This is a genomic window from Streptomyces corallincola (genome assembly GCF_019104725.1).
GTDB classification, from domain to species: domain Bacteria; phylum Actinomycetota; class Actinomycetes; order Streptomycetales; family Streptomycetaceae; genus Streptomyces; species Streptomyces corallincola.
Genome location: NZ_JAHRXF010000006.1, coordinates 152582 through 171274, shown reverse-complemented (window position 1 = coordinate 171274; position 18693 = coordinate 152582). Strand labels below are relative to the sequence as shown.

Annotated in this window: 17 protein-coding genes; 6 read left to right on the top strand and 11 right to left on the bottom strand. The window is 73.0% G+C overall.

What is annotated here, in order from left to right:
• Positions 1-313: 313 nt before the first annotated feature.
• Together KUM39_RS07175 and metG are read left to right on the top strand one after the other, a co-directional pair.
• On the top strand, positions 314-3301 hold the full coding sequence (locus tag KUM39_RS07175; protein WP_217784564.1) for a glycoside hydrolase family 2 TIM barrel-domain containing protein: 2988 nt from the start codon (positions 314-316) through the stop codon (positions 3299-3301).
• A gap of 386 nt (positions 3302-3687) precedes the next feature.
• Entirely contained in the window at positions 3688-5220 is a 1533-nt protein-coding gene (gene metG, locus KUM39_RS07170) for a methionine--tRNA ligase (RefSeq protein ID WP_217784563.1), read from the top strand.
• A 6-nt stretch (positions 5221-5226) separates the two neighbouring features.
• On the opposite strand, the gene KUM39_RS07165 is transcribed toward metG, so the two are convergent.
• The 8 genes from KUM39_RS07165 to KUM39_RS07130 all read right to left on the bottom strand — a co-directional run bounded on the left by KUM39_RS07165 (position 5227) and on the right by KUM39_RS07130 (position 12562).
• Positions 5227-6219: a TolB family protein gene (locus KUM39_RS07165; RefSeq protein ID WP_217784562.1), complete on the bottom strand. Its 993-nt coding sequence runs from the start codon at positions 6217-6219 to the stop codon at positions 5227-5229.
• Positions 6220-6279: 60 nt separating this feature from the next.
• The gene (locus KUM39_RS07160; protein ID WP_217784561.1) at positions 6280-6498 is read right to left on the bottom strand and encodes a hypothetical protein; all 219 of its coding nucleotides are present in this window, start codon (positions 6496-6498) and stop codon (positions 6280-6282) included.
• Between the two features lie 137 nt (positions 6499-6635).
• On the bottom strand, positions 6636-7064 hold the full coding sequence (locus KUM39_RS07155; RefSeq protein ID WP_217784560.1) for a hypothetical protein: 429 nt from the start codon (positions 7062-7064) through the stop codon (positions 6636-6638).
• A gap of 5 nt (positions 7065-7069) precedes the next feature.
• Positions 7070-7954: an STM4011 family radical SAM protein gene (locus KUM39_RS07150; protein ID WP_217784559.1), complete on the bottom strand. Its 885-nt coding sequence runs from the start codon at positions 7952-7954 to the stop codon at positions 7070-7072.
• A 9-nt stretch (positions 7955-7963) separates the two neighbouring features.
• Positions 7964-9343, bottom strand: coding sequence for an STM4012 family radical SAM protein (locus KUM39_RS07145; protein ID WP_217784558.1), 1380 nt, complete (start codon positions 9341-9343; stop codon positions 7964-7966).
• A complete protein-coding gene (locus tag KUM39_RS07140) occupies positions 9340-10194 on the bottom strand; it encodes an STM4013/SEN3800 family hydrolase (RefSeq protein ID WP_217784604.1) in 855 nt (284 codons plus the stop codon). Before KUM39_RS07140 ends, KUM39_RS07145 begins: the two co-directional genes overlap by 4 nt.
• A gap of 112 nt (positions 10195-10306) precedes the next feature.
• A complete protein-coding gene (locus KUM39_RS07135; RefSeq protein ID WP_217784557.1) occupies positions 10307-11605 on the bottom strand; it encodes an STM4014 family protein in 1299 nt (432 codons plus the stop codon).
• Entirely contained in the window at positions 11606-12562 is a 957-nt protein-coding gene (locus KUM39_RS07130; protein ID WP_217784556.1) for an STM4015 family protein, read from the bottom strand.
• 171 nt (positions 12563-12733) lie between these two features.
• Between KUM39_RS07130 and KUM39_RS07125 the strand changes: the two genes are divergently transcribed.
• Positions 12734-13060 carry a DUF8820 family protein gene (locus tag KUM39_RS07125; protein WP_217784555.1) on the top strand — a complete coding sequence of 109 codons (327 nt, stop codon included), beginning with the start codon at positions 12734-12736 and terminating at the stop codon, positions 13058-13060.
• 59 nt (positions 13061-13119) lie between these two features.
• Entirely contained in the window at positions 13120-14181 is a 1062-nt protein-coding gene (locus tag KUM39_RS07120; RefSeq protein WP_246619726.1) for a DUF6745 domain-containing protein, read from the top strand.
• 72 nt (positions 14182-14253) lie between these two features.
• On the opposite strand, the gene KUM39_RS07115 is transcribed toward KUM39_RS07120, so the two are convergent.
• Positions 14254-15204 (bottom strand): ion transporter, encoded by a 951-nt coding sequence (locus KUM39_RS07115; protein WP_217784554.1) that lies wholly within the window; start codon positions 15202-15204, stop codon positions 14254-14256.
• A gap of 163 nt (positions 15205-15367) precedes the next feature.
• Between KUM39_RS07115 and KUM39_RS07110 the strand changes: the two genes are divergently transcribed.
• Positions 15368-15586: a twin-arginine translocase TatA/TatE family subunit gene (locus KUM39_RS07110; RefSeq protein WP_217784553.1), complete on the top strand. Its 219-nt coding sequence runs from the start codon at positions 15368-15370 to the stop codon at positions 15584-15586.
• Between the two features lie 77 nt (positions 15587-15663).
• Positions 15664-16104, top strand: coding sequence for a sec-independent translocase (locus KUM39_RS07105; protein ID WP_217784552.1), 441 nt, complete (start codon positions 15664-15666; stop codon positions 16102-16104).
• Positions 16105-16321: 217 nt separating this feature from the next.
• On the opposite strand, the gene tatA is transcribed toward KUM39_RS07105, so the two are convergent.
• Positions 16322-16594 (bottom strand): Sec-independent protein translocase subunit TatA, encoded by a 273-nt coding sequence (gene tatA / locus KUM39_RS07100; RefSeq protein ID WP_217784551.1) that lies wholly within the window; start codon positions 16592-16594, stop codon positions 16322-16324.
• 150 nt (positions 16595-16744) lie between these two features.
• Positions 16745-18487 carry an LCP family protein gene (locus tag KUM39_RS07095; protein ID WP_246619725.1) on the bottom strand — a complete coding sequence of 581 codons (1743 nt, stop codon included), beginning with the start codon at positions 18485-18487 and terminating at the stop codon, positions 16745-16747.
• Between the last annotated feature and the right edge of the window lie 206 nt (positions 18488-18693).

Below are 18693 nucleotides of genomic sequence, written 5' to 3'. Positions count from 1 at the left end.
GCCCACCCCGGCGGCCGTCGGCTCTCCCGTCGTACGACGGGGCCGTAGCCGCCCCCCCACCCACCGGCCGGACGCGTGACGCCCCACAGCCCGCACCTCCCCGGCGCGGGCCGGATTTCCGACGCAGCGCATCCACCACCCCGCCCGCGCGGAGCCCACGGCTCCTCGTATCGGCCCCGTTCCCCACCTCCCCCGCGCCGACCGCCCGCGTCACCCCGGCGGGCTCGGAGCCGGTACCGCCGCATGCCGCACGGGCGGTGCGCGGAGTCCGGCACCCCCCACCCTTCCGCTCTCAAGAAAGAGTCGTGACCTCTTGTCCAGCGAGCTTTCCGCCCATGTTTCGGACATCGCACCCGGACGCGGCGCGCTGCGCCCGGCGCGCTCGTGGCTGCGCTCCGACGCGCCCTCCCTGTCGCTGAACGGTCCCTGGCGGTTCCGCCTCTCCCTCACCGCGTCGGTGCCGGGCGACTTCGCGGCCGACGACTTCGACGACCGTGCGTGGGACAGCATCCCGGTGCCGTCGCACTGGGTCCTCGAAGGCGACGGGACGTACGGGCGCCCGATCTACACGAACGTGCAGTACCCGTTCCCGATCGACCCGCCCCACGTGCCCGACGAGAACCCGACCGGCGACTACCGCCGTCACTTCGGCCTGCCGGACGGCTGGTCGGACGCGGAGCGGATCGTGCTGCGGTTCGACGGGGTGGAGTCCCTGTTCACCGTGTGGGTGAACGGCGTCGAGATCGGCGGTGCCTCGGGCAGCCGTCTGGCGCACGAGTTCGACGTGACGTCGGCGGTGCGGGCGGGGGACAACACGGTCGCCGTGCGGGTGCACCAGTGGTCGGCGGCGAGCTATGTCGAGGACCAGGACCAGTGGTGGCTGCCGGGCATCTTCCGGGACGTCACGCTGTCCGCCCGCCCGGCCGGTGGCATCGAGGACGTGTGGCTGCGTACCGCGTTCCATGACGGCGTCGGCCGGATCGACCCGGAGGTCACCGCCGACGCGTCCGCGTTCCCGGTGAGCCTGCGCGTCCCGGAACTCGGTGTCGAGCGGACCTGGGCGTCGCCGGACGAGGTCGGTCCGGTGGAGGTGGGCGAGGTCGCGCCGTGGTCGGCCGAGGAGCCCCGCCTCTACGACGCCACGGTGTCCTCGGCGGCCGAGTCCGTCGCGCTGCGGCTGGGCTTCCGTACAGTGGAGATCCGGGGTGACCGGTTCCTGGTGAACGGGCGCCGGGTCGTCTTCCACGGCGTGAACCGGCACGAGACGCATCCCGAGCACGGCCGGGTCTTCGACGAGGAGCACGCGCGCGCGGACCTGGCCCGGATGAAGCGGTTCAACGTCAACGCGATCCGCACCAGCCACTACCCGCCGCACCCGCGTCTGCTGGACCTCGCCGACGAACTGGGCTTCTGGGTCGTCCTCGAATGCGACCTGGAGACGCACGGTTTCGACCAGGTCGGCTGGCAGGGCAACCCGAGCGACGACCCGGACTGGCGTGCCGCCTACCTGGACCGGATGCGGCGTACCGTCGAGCGCGACAAGAACCACCCGAGCATCGTCATGTGGTCGCTGGGCAACGAGGCGGGTACGGGCAGCAACCTCGCCGCGATGTCGGCGTGGACGCACGCCCGCGACCCGGAACGCCCGGTGCACTACGAGGGCGACTACACGGGCGAGTACACCGACGTGTACTCCCGGATGTACGCCTCGGTGCCGGAGGCCGAGCGGATCGGCCGCACGTCCCCCGCGAACCTGACGCGTTGCACCCCCGCGCAGAGCGCCCGGCAGCGGTCGAAGCCGTTCGTGCTGTGCGAGTACGCGCACGCGATGGGCAACGGGCCGGGCGCGTTCGACCAGTACGAGGAGCTGACGCACCGCTTCCCGCGGCTGCACGGCGGGTTCGTGTGGGAGTGGCGCGACCACGGCATGCGGGCCGAAACCCCGGACGGCAGGCCGTACTTCGCGTACGGCGGCGACTTCGGGGAGGTCGTGCACGACGGGAACTTCGTCATGGACGGCATGCTGCTGAGCGACGACGTGCCGACGCCGAGCCTGCACGAGTTCAAGGCCGTGGTGCAGCCGGTGCGCTTCGCCTTCGACGGCGACTCGGTGGAGATCGGCAATCTGCGGCACTCCGCCGACACCTCCGACCTCCGCTTCCGGTGGCGGGTGGAGCATGACGGAGTGGCGGTCGCCTCAGGGGAGTTGGAGGTTCCGGCGATCGGCGCGGGCACCTCGGCGCGGGTGCCGCTGCCCGCGATCGAGGTCGCGGCGGACGCCGAGACGTGGTGGACCGTCGAGGCGGTCCTCGGCGCGGACACGGCGTGGGCGGAGCGGGGCCATGTGGTCGCCACCGCCCAACTCGACCGCTCCGTACGGCGACCGGTCCCGGCGGTGCGGCACCGGGAGGGCTGGGCACCGGGTACGGGGACGGCTCCGGGTGAGCAACTGACTCTCGGTATAGGACAGTTCGAGGGCGGGACCCTGGTGGCGCTGGGCGGGCGGCCGGTCTCGGGGCCGCGCCTGGAGCTGTTCCGGGCGCCCACCGACAACGACGAGGGCACCTCGCGGGACCTGGAGTGCAGCGACGCCAGCGCGGCCGGGTCGTCCAGTGCCGAGCTGTGGCGCCGTGACGGCCTGGACCGGCTGACCACGCGCCGTCTGTCCACCGAGGCCGGTCCGGGCGCGCTGCGTACGGTGGACAGGGTGTCCCCGGCACACTCCGCGCTGTCGGTGCTGGTGGAGTCGGTGTGGTCGGTGGAGGGCGACGAGCTGGAACTCCGCGTGGAGATCCAGCCCTCGGGGGGATGGCGCACGGTGTGGCCCCGGATCGGTGTGCACTTCGCGCTGCCGGACGGGGAGGAGCCGGTGGACGGCGCCGAGTGGTTCGGCACCGGTCCCTTCGAGTCGTACCCGGACAGTGTCCGCGCGGCGCGGGTCGGCCGGTTCGCGTCCGCGATCGAGGACCTGTCCGTGGCCTACGCCCGCCCCCAGGAGACCGGTCACCGCTCGGAGTTGCGACGGCTGGCGCTGACCAGCGCGGGCACGCCGGTGCTGCGGGTGACGGCGCTCCCGGACACGACGGGACGGCGGCCGGGCTTCACCCTGAGCCGGAACACCCCGCAGGAGATCGCGGGCGCGGGCCACCCGCACGAGCTGCCGGAGTCCGCCACCAGCCACCTCGTCGTGGACGCGGCCCAGCACGGCCTCGGCTCCCGCGCCTGCGGCCCGGACGTCTGGCCGGAGTTCGCCCTGCGCCCGGAGGCCCGCACCATCCGACTGCGGTTCCGGACGAACTGACCCACCTACCGCAGAGCCCGGTTGAGGGGCCGGACCCGGTCACGGGCCCGGCCCCTCACCGCCACCACACGGCGGACGGCTCCCGGGGCACCCCGGGCGGCGACGGCCTGTCCCCCGCGTCGCGGAACCGGACGTGCACCGGCACGGGCTCGCCCTCCCCACGCGCGTTCCCCCGCCGTGTCCTCCCAGCGAATTCCGGATGCGTGTCCGCCCAGTGCCCCGCTAGCATCCGCCCCATGATCGCGTCTCCCTCCCAGCACCGCACGATGCCCCCGCCACGGGGCTGCTGAGCATGGACGCGTAACGCATCCGAGGCCCCGGGGACGGGGCCTCACGTGTGGTGCGGGCAGGCTCCCTCCCCGGTCTCCCGACCGGTCGGAGGACCGATGGACACGTCACGGCACTACCTCACCACCACGATCCCGTACGTCAACGCGCGCCCCCATCTGGGCTTCGCGCTGGAGCTGGTCCAGGCGGACGCGCTGGCGCGGCATCACCGGCTGCGCGGGCGGGAGGTCCGGCTCGTCAGCGGGACGGACGACAATTCGCTCAAGAACGTCCTGGCCGCCGAGGCCGCCGGGACGGACGTTCAGGCGTTCGTGGACGGCAACGCCGCCGCCTTCGCCGCGCTGGCCGGTCCCCTGTCCCTCTCGCTGGACGACTTCGTCCGCACCAGCGGCGCACCGCGTCACCGGGCGGGCGTGGAGGAGCTGTGGCGCCGGTGCGCCGCCTCGGGCGACCTCTACCGCAGGGCGTACGAAGGGTTGTACTGCGTGGGCTGCGAGCAGTTCTACAGCCCCGCCGAACTGGACGGCGGATGCTGCCCCGAGCACGGCACGGAGCCTCAACGCGTCGCGGAGGAGAACTGGTTCTTCCGGCTGTCCCGGTACGCGGACCGGCTGCGCGAACTGATCGGGAGCGGTGCGCTGCGGGTGGAGCCCGCGACCCGGCGCAACGAGGTGCTGGCGCTCATCGACGGCGGCCTGCGCGACTTCTCCGTCTCCCGGTCCCGCGAGCGCGCGCGGGGCTGGGGCATTCCGGTGCCCGGCGATCCCACGCAGGTGGTCTACGTGTGGTGGGACGCCCTGGGCAGTTACGTCACCGGCCTCGGATTCGGCACCGAAGGCCCGGCGTTCGAGCACTGGTGGGCGTCTCCGGGGCGCCGGACGCACCTGCTCGGCAAGGGGGTGCTGCGCTTCCACGCGGTGTACTGGCCCGCTCTCCTGCTGTCGGCGGGGCTGCCGCTGCCGACGGATCTGCTGGTGCACGGCTATCTGACGGTGGACGGGCGGAAGATCGGCAAATCGGCGGGAAACGGGGTGGACCCGACGGCGCTCGTGGCCGCGTACGGCACGGACGCGGTGCGCTGGTGGCTGCTGCGGGAGGTCCCGCGCTCGGGTGACACGGACTTCTCCGTGGACCGCCTGGTGGACCGGGCCGACGCGGACTTCGCCGGGGGTGTGGGCAACCTTGTGCACCGGGTGGTGACGGCGCTGCACCGCTTCCGTGGTGGGGTGGTGCCGTCCGGACCGTCGTGCCTGGAGGCACCGGCGGCCGTCGGGGCGCTGGCGGAAGGGTGCGGGGCGGTGTCCCGGCTCGTGGACGAGGCGCTGGCGGCGTACGACTTCCGGCGGGCGCTCGGTGCCGTGTGGGCCGTGGTGGAGGAGGCGAACCGGTGTGTGGACGCCGCCCGGCCCTGGGAGCTGGCACGGGCCGAGCGCGCGGGGGACGCCGGGGCGGGCGCACGCCTGGACCACGTCCTGCGGGCACTGGTCGCCGCCTGCGGTGTGCTGGCCGAGGAGCTGCGGCCCTTCGTGCCGGACGCCGCGGAGCGAATCCGGGAGCGGCTGACGCCGGTCGGGGGGCGCCTTCCGGTGTCACGGCCGCTGTTCGGGCGGCTGCGGACCGAGGGCGGTTGACCGGTCTCAGTGCCGGACGACCGTCACCGTCGCGCTGTCCTCGGCGCGTGGGTAGGCGACGAAGGCGAAGCGGTTGGAGTGGGGGGACCAGCTGTTGACGTTGAGGGTGCCCTGGCCGCCGAAGAGGGGAAGGTCGAGGAGGGGGGTGTTCCAGTCGGTGGTGGGGACGACGCGGAGGTGGACGGGGAGGTTCTCCGGGTGGCCGAGGGTGCCGGGCGGGAAGCTGAGGAAGGTGGCGAGGCGGCCGTCCGGGGAGAGGTGGGGGAACCAGTCCACGTCCGGTGAGGTGCGCAGTCGGGCGAGGCCGGTGCCGTCGGGGCGGATGCGGGCCAGCTGGGCGTGGCCCGGCGCGTCCGCGTACGCCTCGGTGTTGAGGACGATCCAGGTGCCGTCCGGGGTGAACTCGGCGCCGTCGCTGTGTCCGGCGCCGGTGTCGAGGCGGTGCGGGGGTGTGCTCGCGTCGGCGGGGGCGACGGTCACGATGCCGGGGGCGGCCGGGTCGTCGCGGAACGTCTCGATGTAGGCGAGGAGTTGACCGTCCGGGCTGGCCCCGTGCAGGTACTGCCGGGTCTTCGGTTCGCCGGTGAGGCGGGTGGCGGCGCCGCCGGTGAGGGGCGCCCGGTGGATGTGGCCGTCCTCGCCGGAGACGAGGACCGTGGTGCCGTCCGGGTGGAGGACGTGGTCGTTGTTGAGGGGCGGGGCGCCGGTCAGGGGGATGCGGGCCGGTTCGCCGCCCGTCAGCGGCAGTCGCCAGAGCACGCCGTCGCCGTTGAGGATCAACGCCTCGCCGTCGAGCGTCCAGTTGGGCGCTTCCAGGAGGATGTCGGCCGTTTCGTGGCGGAGTTCGGCGGTGCCGCTCGTCACGTCCGCGATCCACACCTGGCAGCGCTGTCCGGGCGCGAGGGTGCGGAAGGTCGTACCGCTGTCGTGCGGGCGGTCGTTCACGGTGGGCGTCTCCTCGGGTCCGGCGCGGACGGGGCGTCCGTCCGTGACGCTCACATCTAACCCCCGGTGGGGCGCGGTGCACAGCCCCGGTTCCGGCGTCCGCGTGGGGCGGTCTCAGTGCTCCCACACCTCGGGGCCGCCGCCCTGCCAGTGCACCCAGTCCGCCTGCGCCACGTCCTCGGGGGCGATGTCGCCCATGCCGGTCCGGCGGAGGAAGTCGGCCACGTCGAGCGGGGTGTACGCCATTCCGACGAAGTCGTCCCCGACGCGGACCCGGCGCCCGCCGTCCTCGGCGGGCGGATACACCACCACGGGCTGCTGCTTCTCTATCATGCCCTCAGGGTGCGGCCTGTCCGGTTGCCCCGCATGCGGGGTGCCGCCGCCGGAAACGCCGGCGGCCCCGGAAGACCGGCGGGTCTCCCGGAGCTGGTGGCCGTACGCGGGTGGGGCGAGCCGGTGGCGCGGGTGGGTCAGATACGGCCCTGGGTGATGCGGGTCAGGGGGCCCTGGGTGCCGCGTTCGGCGCGGCGGCCGAGGGCGTACGAGGCGGCGCTGATCGCGGTCAGTCCGGCGGCGGCGCCGGTGGCGGCCAGCTTGCGCTGCGAGACGGCCGCCCAGGCGGTCTTCGCGGTGGCCGCGACCTGGCCGGACGCGGTGATGAGCACCTGACGGCCCTGTTCGACGCCGCGCGCGGCCGTGTGGGCGGCGGCGCTGGTGGCCTCGGTGGCGCGTGCGGTGCCGGAGCGCGCGGCGGACATCGCCTGGTCGGTACCGGCGGCGGCCTTCTGCGCGGCGTGGCCGACGGGTGCGGTCGCCCTGGCCGCGGCCAGCCGCGCGTCGGCCGCCGTCGCCTGCTGCGGAACGGACGGGCTGTTCGTCTCGTTGTTCGATTCAGTCATGGCCCTCACGTTGCCCGTACGGTCCCGGCCAAACGTGTGCCTCCCGGGTGCGCCGCCGGGACGCGTTCGAGGACACCGCCCGCGAACACGTCGTAGAGCGGCAGGGTTTCGAGGTGGACGTAGCCGATGTGGCAGTCGCAGACCGCGAGCGGGCAGGGGCGCGGGCGCAGGGCCGCGCGGTACGAGCCGTCGTAGAGGTTGCCGAGTTCGGCACGGACGAAGTGGCAGCGGCGGACGGTGCCGTCGCCGTCCACGGAGATCACCGACTCCCCCGTGCGGCAGGGCAGTCCGGCGCTGGTGTGCGGGTGGCGGCTGTACGGGAACAGCGGGTCGAGGCCGGTCCAGCGGGCGGCCTCGGTGTCGTCGTAGGTGTGCCCCTCGGCTGCGTTCACCCACAGGTAGACATGTGCGGGCAGGTCGGCGCGCAACCGGCGGGCGGCGTCCAGGTGTTCGGGCAGGCCGACGATGCCGACGCTGTACCGCACGCCGCGTTCCGCCAGCTCGTGGCACTTGGTGAGGAAGCGGTCGTACGGCGTCTGGCCGGGGTGGTAGGTGCACCACAGGGCGAGTGTGTCCGGGTCGGCGTCGGAGAGCCAGTCGGTGCGGCAGCTCAGGTTGGTCTGGATGGCGACGCGGCGCACGTGCGGGAGGTGCGAGAGGTCCGTGAGGGCGCGCTGGTACCAGGAGCGGACCAGGCCCTCGCCCCAGGGGGTGAAGAGGACGGAGAGCCGGTCGCCGTGCTGCGCGGCGGCCCACGCGGTGAACCGGTCGAGCGCGGCGCGGTCGGCGCGGAGCTGGGCGGTGGAGTCCCGGCGCTTGGCGAACGGGCAGTAGGGGCAGTCGTAGTCGCAGGAGGCGAGCGGGCCCCGGTAGAGCACGGTGAGGTCCATGCGGGGCGCCTACTTCCGCTCGTACGCGGCCATCGCGGCGCGTACGTCAGGGGAGAAGAGGTCCGGGCCGATGGCGTCGGAGTGGGCGAGGCCCTCAGGGGTGAGCCGCAGCCGCCCGGAGGCGGTGTCGTGCTCCAGCCAGCCCCGGCCCGCGAAGCCGTCGAGCGCGGGGCCGAAGTCGTCGGCGGGATCGGTGCCGAAGCGGGCGCGGTAGTCGGCGGCGGGCAGGCCGTCCGCCTGGAGGAGCGACTGCAGGAGGTGGCGGCGCCGGGACTCGTCCGGGGTCATCGGGCGGCCGTACTCGGCGTGCGCGAAGTCGGCGGCGGGGCGGGAGACGTAGTCGTCGATGATGCCGCGTATCTCGTGCATGTCCACGGCATAGTCGAAGGAGTAGTGCAGGTCCGCGGTGTACGAGCGGGCACCGCAGCCGAGGCCGATCATGCCGTCGGTCTGGCAGGCGTAGTCGTCGGGGCCCTCGGCGGGGGCGTCGGCGCGGCGGAACATGCGCATGGAGTGCTGGACGTAGCCGTGCGCGAGGAGGTGGTCCCGGCCGAGGCGGTAGAGGCGCAGCCGCTGGGCGTCCCAGTCGGGGTCGGGTCCGTCGCGGCGGCGGTCGAGGCCGGTGAGGGGGCGTACGTACAGCGGGTAGAGGTACAGCTCCTCGGGGTGCCAGGCGAGGGCCGCGTCCAGGGAGTGGAGCCAGGTGGCCTCGGTCTGGCCGTCGATGCCGTAGATGAGGTCGATGTTGAGGACCGGGATCGCCGCCTCGCGGACCCGGCCGAGAGCGGCCTCCACGTCGGCGCGGCGCTGCGGACGTACGGCGGCACGGGCCTCGGTGTCGATGAAACTCTGCACGCCGAGGCTGAGCCGGGTGGCGCCCCGGTCCGCGAGCACGGCCAGCCGGTCGGCGGTCGCGGTGGCCGGTGACGCCTCCACGGAGAGCGGGACGGCGCGCAGGTCGGCGCCCATCCGGTGCTCCGCGATGTCGCACAGCCGCTCCAGTTCGGCGGCGGTGAGGAAGGTGGGGGTACCGCCGCCGAACGCGGCGGTGACGAAGCGGACGCCTTCGGTGCCGGTGGCGGCGTGGTCGTCGATGCCGTTACCGGTCGCGTTCAGGGCGTCGCGGACGGCGGTCGCCTGGCGGTCCAGGGCATCGAGGTAGGCGGCGGTGAGGCCGTCGGGGGCGCCGATGCGGGTGAACAGGTTGCAGAAGCCGCAGCGGACCTCGCAGAACGGGATGTGCAGGTAGAGGGAGAGCGCGTCCTTGGGCTCCCGCGCCCACAGCGCGTCGAGCCGGGGGCGCTCGGGCAGCCGCCGGTACGCCGTCTTGTGGGGGTAGGCGTAGACGTAGTTCCGGTACGGGCTGGAAGAAGGGGGTGCGAGGGTCATCGGGCAGCCGTCCCGGGGGTGTTGGTGTTGTCCGCCGTCGTGTCCGCCGCCCGGTGCGGGAGGAGGAAGTGGGCGTACGGCACGGTCCACACGGCGGGATGGCCGATGCGGTGGCCGGTGTAGCCGTCGTCGCCGTAGGCGGTGCCGTGGTCGGAGCAGACGACGGCGAAGCAGGGGCGGCGGCTGCTCATGGCGGCGAACAGGCGGCCGATGTGCCGGTCCACGTACTCCAAAGCGGCCGCGTGGGTGGCGCGGGTGTCGCCGTCCTCGCGGGTGGCGCCGGGCAGGTGGAACCAGTTGGGCTGGTGCAAGGCGGCGACGTTGACGAAGAGGAACAGGCGCCGGTCGGCGGGGAGGGCGCGGACGACGTCCTCGGCCCGCGTGACCTGGGCCTCGAAGGAGGTCGGGGAGGTGACGCCGAACTCCTTTTCCCAGTGGGCCTCGTGGAAGAGTCCGGGCAGGACCGAGCCGAGCGGGCCCTGCCGGTTGAAGAAGCCGACTCCGCCGATGCAGACGGTGTGGTAACCGTCCTTCGCCAGTCCGGAGACGAGGTCGGGGGTGTCGTAGACGTAGGTGCCGTCGGCGGTGGTCTCGCTGCCCGCGAAGCGCGCGGCGAACAGGCGCGGGTGCGGTCCCGGGGCCGCCGGGGTGGGCAGGAACCCGGCGAAGATCGCCTGGTGGGAGGCGTAGGTGAAGCTGCCGGGGGCGTGCCGTTCCTCCCATCTGCCGCCGGGCAGATGGCGCGCGAGGTGGGGTATGCGACCCTGCTCGGCCAGTTCGGCGGCCACGTCGTGGCGCAGCGTGTCGAGGGTGACGAGGAGCAGGTCGTGGGTGCCGACGAGGCGGTTCATGTCCGGGCCGCCGGTGGGGGCCAGGGGCAGGCCGGTCGGCGCGGCGGGCTCGGGTGCGGGTGTCGGCACCGGTGGTGGCGTGGCTGGCGGCGTCGGCGTGGGCGGCGTGGGGTCAGGCGAGCGCATGGGCGGTCCCCGTTCTGGTGTCGTGCGGGTGGTGCGGGTGGGGCGCGGGCGTGAACCGGCCGAGCGTCGCGGCGACTTGGGCCGCGTAGGTGTCGAGCCCCTCGGCGCCGCCGCCGGGCAGTCCGGTCAGCCGGGGCAGCAGGTCGCCGAAGGCGTTGACCTCGCCGACGGCGAACCGGCGCCAGCCGACGGCCGGAAGCAGATCGACGCCGACGCAGAGGGTGCCGGGGAAGCAGGCGGCGGCCTGTTCGCAGACGCCGAGGAGGTCGCTCCAGCGGGCCCCGGCCGCTTCCACGGCGGCGCGGACCGCGCCGAGGTCGCCCCGGGCACCGCCCAGGTGCAGGTTGGTCAGCGGCGTGGTGCTGGTGCGGACCACGGCGTGCGTGGCGCGCCCGGCGACCACGACGACCCGCAGGTCGGCGGCGCGGCCGTCGAGGGACGCCTTGGGCAGCCAGCGTTCCAGGTGCAGCCCGTCCGGCGCGAGGGCGTCCACGACGGCGGCGATCCGCCGTTCGTCCTCGTAGCGGCGGACCTTGAGCGAGTTGAACAGCCGCCCGTCCGGGGCCAGTTCGACGGAGGTGGTGGCGCGGATACGGCCCCCGCTCGCGGACTCCACGGCGAGCACACCGGACGCGGACGAGCCGTGCGCGGGTTTCACGAACAGCCGGTGCATCCGGTGCTCGGCCATCAGCGCGCGGACGTCGTCCCAACCGCGCACCCGCGGCGCGTCGGTACCGGTCCCGGAGGTGGGCGAGGCGGGTACGGGGACACCGGCGGCGCTCAGTACGGCGTGGCAGCGGCGCTTGTCGAACAGGACGGCCAGCTCGCCGGGGTCGTCCAGCCGGATACCGCCGCGCAGACCGCGCAGCGCGGCCGTCAGCCCGGCGTACCAACGGGCCGAGCCCTCCACGCGGGTGGGGTCGCCGGGTCCGCGCAGCAGGCGGTCCACCTCCGCGTCCTCGCCCGGCGAGTCGAGCCGTACGACCTCGTCGGGCGCGAAGTCGGCGCCGCCGTCGCGCAGTACGTCCCGCCAGGCGACGACACGCGGCGCGGGCAGTCCTGCGGCGCGGACGGCCCGCGCGTAGAGCGCGACGCGGCGGTTGCCGGGGTTGCCGACGACCGCGCAGCGGAGCGGGGTCGCGGCGGGGTGCGGGGTGCTGCCGCCGTGCGGCGGGCGGGCGGTGTACGGGGTGCCGTCGTACGACCCTCCGCGCGGCGGGCTGCCGTCGTGCGGCCATCCGTCGCGCGGGGTCCCGTCGCGCGGGGTCCCGTCGTGCGGGGTCACCTACTCCCCCACGGAGACGTAGCGCCACACCGTGCCGTCGCCGTCGTCGTCCTCGTCGGCACCGCCGCGGTCGAGGTCGAGTTCGACGCCCGCGGGCTCCAGGGTGTCGCGGAGGCGGTCGAGCAGGGGCTGGGTCAGGTAGTGGTGGTGGAGGTCGAGCTTCTTGAGGTGGGTGAGGGGCTGGCCGCCGAGGAGGGCGGCGGCGCCCTCGTCGGTGAGGACGCCCATCGACAGGTCCAGGGTCTCCAGACGGGCGACCACGGGGGCGGAGGCGACGGCCGCCGCGACGGCGTCCTCCATCTCGCTGTTGCGCAGGGCGAGATGGCGCAGGCCGGGCAGGCGGGCGCCGGAGAGCAGCGGCTCCAGGTCGGCGGTCTCGCTGTCGCCGCCGTAGTCGGGGGTGCCCAGCCAGAGGTCCAGGTGGGCGAGCGCGGGCAGGTCGCTGGCGCCGACCCCGCGCACCACCTCGACGGGCAGGCCGCCGCTCTCCATCACGAGCCGCTCCAGGGCGGTGTGCCGCAGTGCGGGGAAGCGCAGGCCGGTGCCGCCGCGCACACCGAACTCGGTCAGCTCGGGGAAACCCGCGAGGAGCGGGGTGACATCGGTCTGGTTGATCCAGGAGATCTCGCACTCCTCCATGACCATGTCGCCCAGGAACAGGGCGCGCAGCTCCGGGAGCCGGTCGCGGGCGGCGAGCAGCGCCTCGATCACGGCGGAGGAGTCGGTCTCGTACGCCTCCTGCCAGGCGCCGACGATCAGCGCGGTGACGTGCTCGGTGTCCACGGTGTCCAGAAAGCGGGCGAAGGCCACGGTCCAGTCCTCGTCGGCGTCGTACACCTCGGACGTGATGCGCCAGGCGTGCGTGCCGGGTTCGGGCAGTTTCCGTTCGCCGCCCGGTCCGGGGAAGGTGAACACGGGCAGCCGGTGGAAGGTCTGCAGGTGGGCACCGATGGTCATGAGCTGCTCCCCGGGCTGAAACGAGTGCGGGCTGTGATCAACGCAGTTGTACCAACCGCCACTGACAACGCGGGGCGGCGGGGCGGTTTTCGGGGCGTTGTCAGTGGTGGGTTCTACGGTCGTTCCCGTGGACGTGGTGCCGGGTGGTACCGCGCCGGAGGGGAGAGACGTATGTACCGGCAGGGAGACGTTCTGCTCGTGCCCGTGGATGAGGGGGCGGTTCCGCCCCATGTGGCGGGTGCGCCGCGTGAGCCGAGGGACGGGCGGGGCCGGCTGGTGCTGGCCCTGGGCGAGGTCACGGGGCACGCCCACGCGGTGGTCGGTCCGGGCGATCTGGTGCGCGAGCAGGGCCCCTTGGGACCGATGCTGCTGCATCTGCCGAAGGGCGGCCGGGTGGTGCACGAGGAGCACGGCCCGATCGCGCTGCCCCTCGGGTGGTACCGGGTGATCCGGCAGCGGGAGTACGTACCGGGTTCGGTGCGGATCGTGGCGGACTGAGAGCGGACTGCGGGCGGATCGGGAACGGACCCGTACGGGGTTCGTGAGGGGAGTTGACGATGGCACAGGTGGAGACGGCGACGCCGTTGGGGGCGTACGGGAGTGCGGGGGCGTACGAGGGGGTGGTGAAGGCCGATCCGGTCGAGGAGTGGCGTGCTCTGGCCGCCTCGACGGCACCCGCGGACCGGGCGCGTGCCGAGGCGGGTGTCCGGCTGGCCTACCGCCAGGCCGGATTGCCGGAGCCGGAGCGGGTGGTGTGGGCGGCGTCGCCCCGCGAGGGGGTCGCGCTGCTGCGGTCGCTGCCCCACCGGGGCGCGAGTGTCCGGGACGAGGTGCGCAACGTGCCGTGGGCGGCGGAACGCGCGCTGCTGCACCGGGCGTTGGGGCCCGCGGGGTGGGCGGCGCACTGGTCGGTGACCGGTGGCCGGATGTGGGACACGACGCAGGCGCTGGTGGACCGGATCCGGGCCGGTGTCCTGGCGGACCTGGGCGGGTCGGCGGAGGTCCGACTCGCGCTGCTGGACGCGGTGCTCGGTCAGCACGACGCACCGTGGCTGGCCGCCTTCGCGGGCCGGGCGAGCGCTCTGGACGGGTTGGCCGAGGTGTGCCGGAGCGCGGGGTGGTGGTGGCCGTTCGAGAAGGTCGCCGTCGTCTGCGAGCGGCCCTCGGCGCTGCACCGGGACGAGGCGGGCCGCCTCGACCGGGGCGACGGCCCGGCGCTCGCCTTCCCGGACGGCTTCGCGCTGTACGCGTGGCGCGGCATGCCGGTCGAGGCATCCTTCGTCGCGGAACTGCGCACCCTCACCCCGGACCGTATCCGCGCCGAGGAGAACGCCGAACTCCGCCGCGTCATGCTGGAGTTCTACGGCTACGACCGCTACCTCACCGACTCCGGCGCCCGCCCCCTGCATCACGACGCCACCGGCACCCTCTGGCGCATCGACCTCACCGGCGACGAGCCCGTGGTCATGGTCGAGGTCCTCAACTCCACCCCGGAGCCGGACGGAACCACTCGCACCTACTGGCTCCGCGTCCCCCCGACCACCCGCACGGCCAGGGAGGGCGTGGCCTGGACGTTCGGCGTCGGGGAGGAGGCGTACACACCGGTCCGGGAGACGTGAGACGGGCGGAGGGAGACCCCGCCGGTCGGCGGGTGGACGGCGCCCAATGGGTGGCAGCCCCGTGCCGTCCCCTCATCCGCTGCCCACCGGGGTGGGGGAAGCGGGCACTTCCGTCGCGCCCGGGGGCTCGGCGGGTGGGTGGGTGAGGTCGCGTTCGAGGTCGTCCAGGGCTCGGCGGGCCGCAGCGACGCGGGCCAGGAGGATGTTCCGGTCGTCCTGAGCGTCCGGGGCGGGCGGGGCCGCCGGGCCGTTTCCGTCCGGCCGGGCCGACCGCTCCATCTCCCGGGCCTCGTCCAGTGAGGTGATGACCACGCCGATGAGGACGTTGACGAGGACGAAGGAGGCGAGGAGGACGTAGGAGGCGTAGTAGGCGAGGCTCCAGCGGGAGATCTCCAGACCGGCGTGGACGGCGTCACCGATGCCGTCGAGGGTCATGAGGAGGAAGAGGGTGAGGACGGCGCGGCCGATGGAGCCGTAGTGCCGGGGGTCCTGGTGGCCGAAGAAGACCCAGCCGACCATCGCGTACACGTAGAGCAGCAGGGCGCCGACGAGGAGGAAGCTGAGGGTGCCCGGCAGGCTGCGGGCGACGGCGACCAGCATGATGCGCAGCTGGGGCAGGAAGCGTGCGGTGCGCAGGACGCGGGCCAGCCGCAGCAGGCGCAGGATCGTGGTGTTCTCGCGGACCAGGGGCAGGAGGGCACACAGGACGACGGCGAGGTCGAAGAGGTTCCAGGGGTCGCGGAAGAACGCGCGGGGGCGGTCGGCATGGGCGCCGAGGCGGAGCAGGATCTCGATGGTGAAGACGGCCAGGCAGGCGTGTTCGGCCAGCCGTAACCACTGGTGCCAGGCGGCGACGAGACCGGAGTAGGTCTCCGTGCCGAGGAGGGCCGCGTTGAGCACGATGACCGCGCAGACGGTCAGCGCGAACCATCGGGCCTCGGTGATGTCGCGGCACCGGTGTGCCAGGTCCCGGCGAACGGCCCGGAACGCGACGGAGCTCGTCGGGGTGTACTGATCCGGCATCGTGCTGCTGTGGCTCCTGTCGCGGGCGTCCGCGCCCGAACTCGGCCGGGTGGCGGACTTGTTGGGCGATCACTGTCGGGGGATACTTCTACAGCACTGTAGATCGCACTGCGCCGTCGGCCACCGTGTCGCCGGTATCCGTCATCCAGGAGAGGCTGACCCGATGGGCATCGGCGAGCTTGCCGTGATCCTCCTTGTCGTGGCCGTGGTCCTCGGCTTCAAGAAGCTCCCCGAGCTGACCCGTTCGGCGGGCAAGGCGGCCCGCATCCTCAAGAGCGAGGCGAAGGCGCTCAAGAAGGAGGACGCCGCGTCCGGCACCTCCGACTCCCCCACCGTGGTCCCCGGCACCGCGACCCGCCGGGACGACCCACCGCGCGCCTGACGACGGAGCGCCACAGGAGACCCAAGAGCGATAAGCACCACATGGTTTATCCACTGCGCAACGTTTAAAGTGGATTCATGTTCTCAGACGTGGGCCCCTTGGAACTCCTCACGCTGGCGGTCCTGGCCGTCCTGGTGTTCGGGCCGGACAAACTCCCGAAGATGATTCAGAACGTGGCCGGAGTGCTGCGCAAGCTGCGGGAGTTGTCCGAGAGCGCGAAAACGGAGATCCGTTCCGAACTGGGGCCGGAATACCAGGACTTCGACTTCGAGGATCTGCGGCCCAAGACGTTCGTGCGCAAGCATCTGCTCAACGGCGAGACCGAGGGGCTCGGACTGGAGGAGATCCGCAGCGCGCTCGACCCGCGCGCCGAGCTGGACCAGATCGCCGGAACCGTGCGCGAGGCGGCCGACGACACCCGCACCGGCGTCCGGAACGCCGCGCGCGTCCCGCTGACGAAGACCGCCGGTCCTGAGCCCGTCGCCGAGCGTTCCGCTTTCGACATCGACGCCACCTGAGCGCAGCTCGCGGGCGGCACGGAGAACATCAAGCCGTATCGCCTGGATTCACCATCGAACTGATGGTGAATCCAGGCGATACGGCTTGTCGGTTTCTTACCCGAGACCTGTTTCTCTTACCCATTCCTCAAGAACGGGGATACCGGCCGTCCCGTGAGGAATCCCGGCCGGAAATGCGCAACAGCCCCCTCGAAAGGGGGCCGTCACGGGAAAACGGTCAGCGGGCCTCACGGCTTTCCGTGGCCGCCCGAGCCGCCTCGGGCTCGCCCCGGGGGGAGTCGATGAACCGGGCCGCCGGTTCGGCGTGGGTGTCGTCCGAGGCCGCCGGGGCGTTGTTCTCGTCCTTCATCGCCTTGGTCTCGCTCTTGAGGATGCGCATGGACTTGCCCAGTCCGCGAGCGAGGTCCGGCAGCTTCTTCGCGCCGAACAGCAGGATGATGACGGCGGCGACGATCAGCAGGTGCCAGGGCTCCAGCCCGTTGCGGAACATACCGACCACCCCTCTCTTTCACTGGGCGGCGGCGCGCACCGGAACGGAACGCCGTCCACCTTGATTGCCGTATTGCGCAACAGTACAACTGTGCGGAACCGCGGGTCGCCCTCTCCCCGGCCACGTGACCGGGATCGCATCCGCCCGCGGCTACTTGTCCGAGTCCGGCTTGGCCGAAGCCGCCGCGTACGCCTGGGAGGGCGTCATCGGGACGCCGTTGAGGGCGACGGTCTTGTAGGGGCTGACCTTGGCGCACTCCTTGGCCTGGTCGGCGGTGGAGGCGTGGGCGTTGGAGACGGCTTCCTCGGTGTCCGACGCGGAGGCGGAACCCCCGCTGGAGGGGTACGTGTCCCCGCTCGGCCAGTCGGTGCCGATGACCAGGGTGACGCCGGTGCCGGTGCCCTGCTTCAGATGGGAGGAGGGGAGGCCGAGGGCCTTGGCGACGGTCTGCGCCTTGCTCTTCAGCCCGCTGCCGTAGGTGAGCGTGGTGGACGAGGCGGGGCTCGGCGCGTTGCCGGTCGTCGCGGAGCCGAAGCCCTGGTCGGCCAGCGAGGTCGCCACGTCGGAGGCGCGGCCGGTGACGGTGGTGCCGTTCTCGACGGTGACCGAGACCTCGGCGGGCGGGACGGTCTTCGTGGCCGCCTTGGCGGTCGCGGAGGCGGCGGACGACTTGCCGCCCGAGCCGGTGGTGAGCGACTGGTCGTGCGCGATGGTGGCGAACAGCGTCTTGGCGCCCGGACCGACCACGACCCGGTTGGAGTTGTTCGGGTCGGCGCCGGTCTGCATCGTCGTGAACGTCATCCGCTTCGTCGGCACCTTGTTGACGTCGGCGGCCAGCGAGACCAGCTTGCTGACGCTGTTCAGGCCGTCGTCCACGGTCAGCGCCTTCGTGGCGGCGTCCGCGAGGTGGTAGACGGCCGTGGGGTCGGTCAGGGTGCCCGCGCTCTTGAACTTGCGGATCATCGCGCCGAGGAAGATGTGCTGGGAGACGGTACGGCCCAGGTCGCTGCCGTCTCCGAAGCCGTGCCGGGAGCGGACGAACTCCAGCGCGGCGACGCCCTTGAGCGTGTGGGTGCCCTTGGAGAGCTTGAGGTGCGAGTAGGTGTCGTACACGTCGGCGCTGACACAGACCGGTACGCCGCCGACGGCGTCGGACATCTTGACCACGCCGGAGAAGTCGAGCTTCACGAAGTGGTCGATGGGGATGCCGGTGAGGTCGTGCACGGCGGCGACCTGGCAGGCGGGGCCGTACTGCAGGGCGCTGTTGATCTGACCGTAGTAGCCGGGGGTGGACTTGCCGGTGGCGGTGTCACGGCAGGCGGGGATCTGGGTCATGGTGTCGCGCGGGATGCTCATCACCGTCGCGTTGGAGCGGTCGGCGGATATGTGCACGACCATTTCGACGTCCGCGTTGCTGCCGGTCTGCACGCCGGTCTGCGAGCAGCCGCCGCCGAGTTTGCAGTCGGCCTGGCTGGTGCGGCCGTCGGAACCCATGACGAGCAGGTTGATCGGGGTGCGCCCGAAGGCGTCCGCCTTCTCGGTGCCGCCCTTGCCGTCGAGGGCGACGCTGTGGATGTTGCCGTTGAGGTGGTCGTAGAACCACCAGCCGACACCGGCGGTGCCGAGCACCAGCAGGGCCAGGCAGAGTCCGGCTGTCCGCAGGAGCCGCTTACCCCTGCTCCGGGACCGGGCCCGGCGGCTGCCCGCGCGGCGGCTGCCCCGTGAGCGCTGGGCGGCACGGGCGGCGGCCCGCCCGCCGGGCGGCCTGGGCGTGTCGTCCTCGTCGGGAGCGCCGTGGGCGGGTGTGTCGGCACCGGGATCGCGGGGGGCCCGTCCACTCTCCCCGTCCCACCGGTCGTCCACCGCACCGCCGCCGCCCCACGGGTCGCTCATCTCTCCCACTCCCAGGAACGGTCAGGACCGGCGAGCCGGGCCGTCGGGTGCGCGGCCGGGCGTCAGCGGCGGTGTACGGACAGGTGAAGCAGGAGCCACACCTTGGTTGCGTAGTTGCGCAATCTAACAAATCCCCGGCCTGAGCAGCACGGTCGGCGTCCGCGATCTCACGTGACGCATGTCATGGGACCGGTGCGCCACCCCGC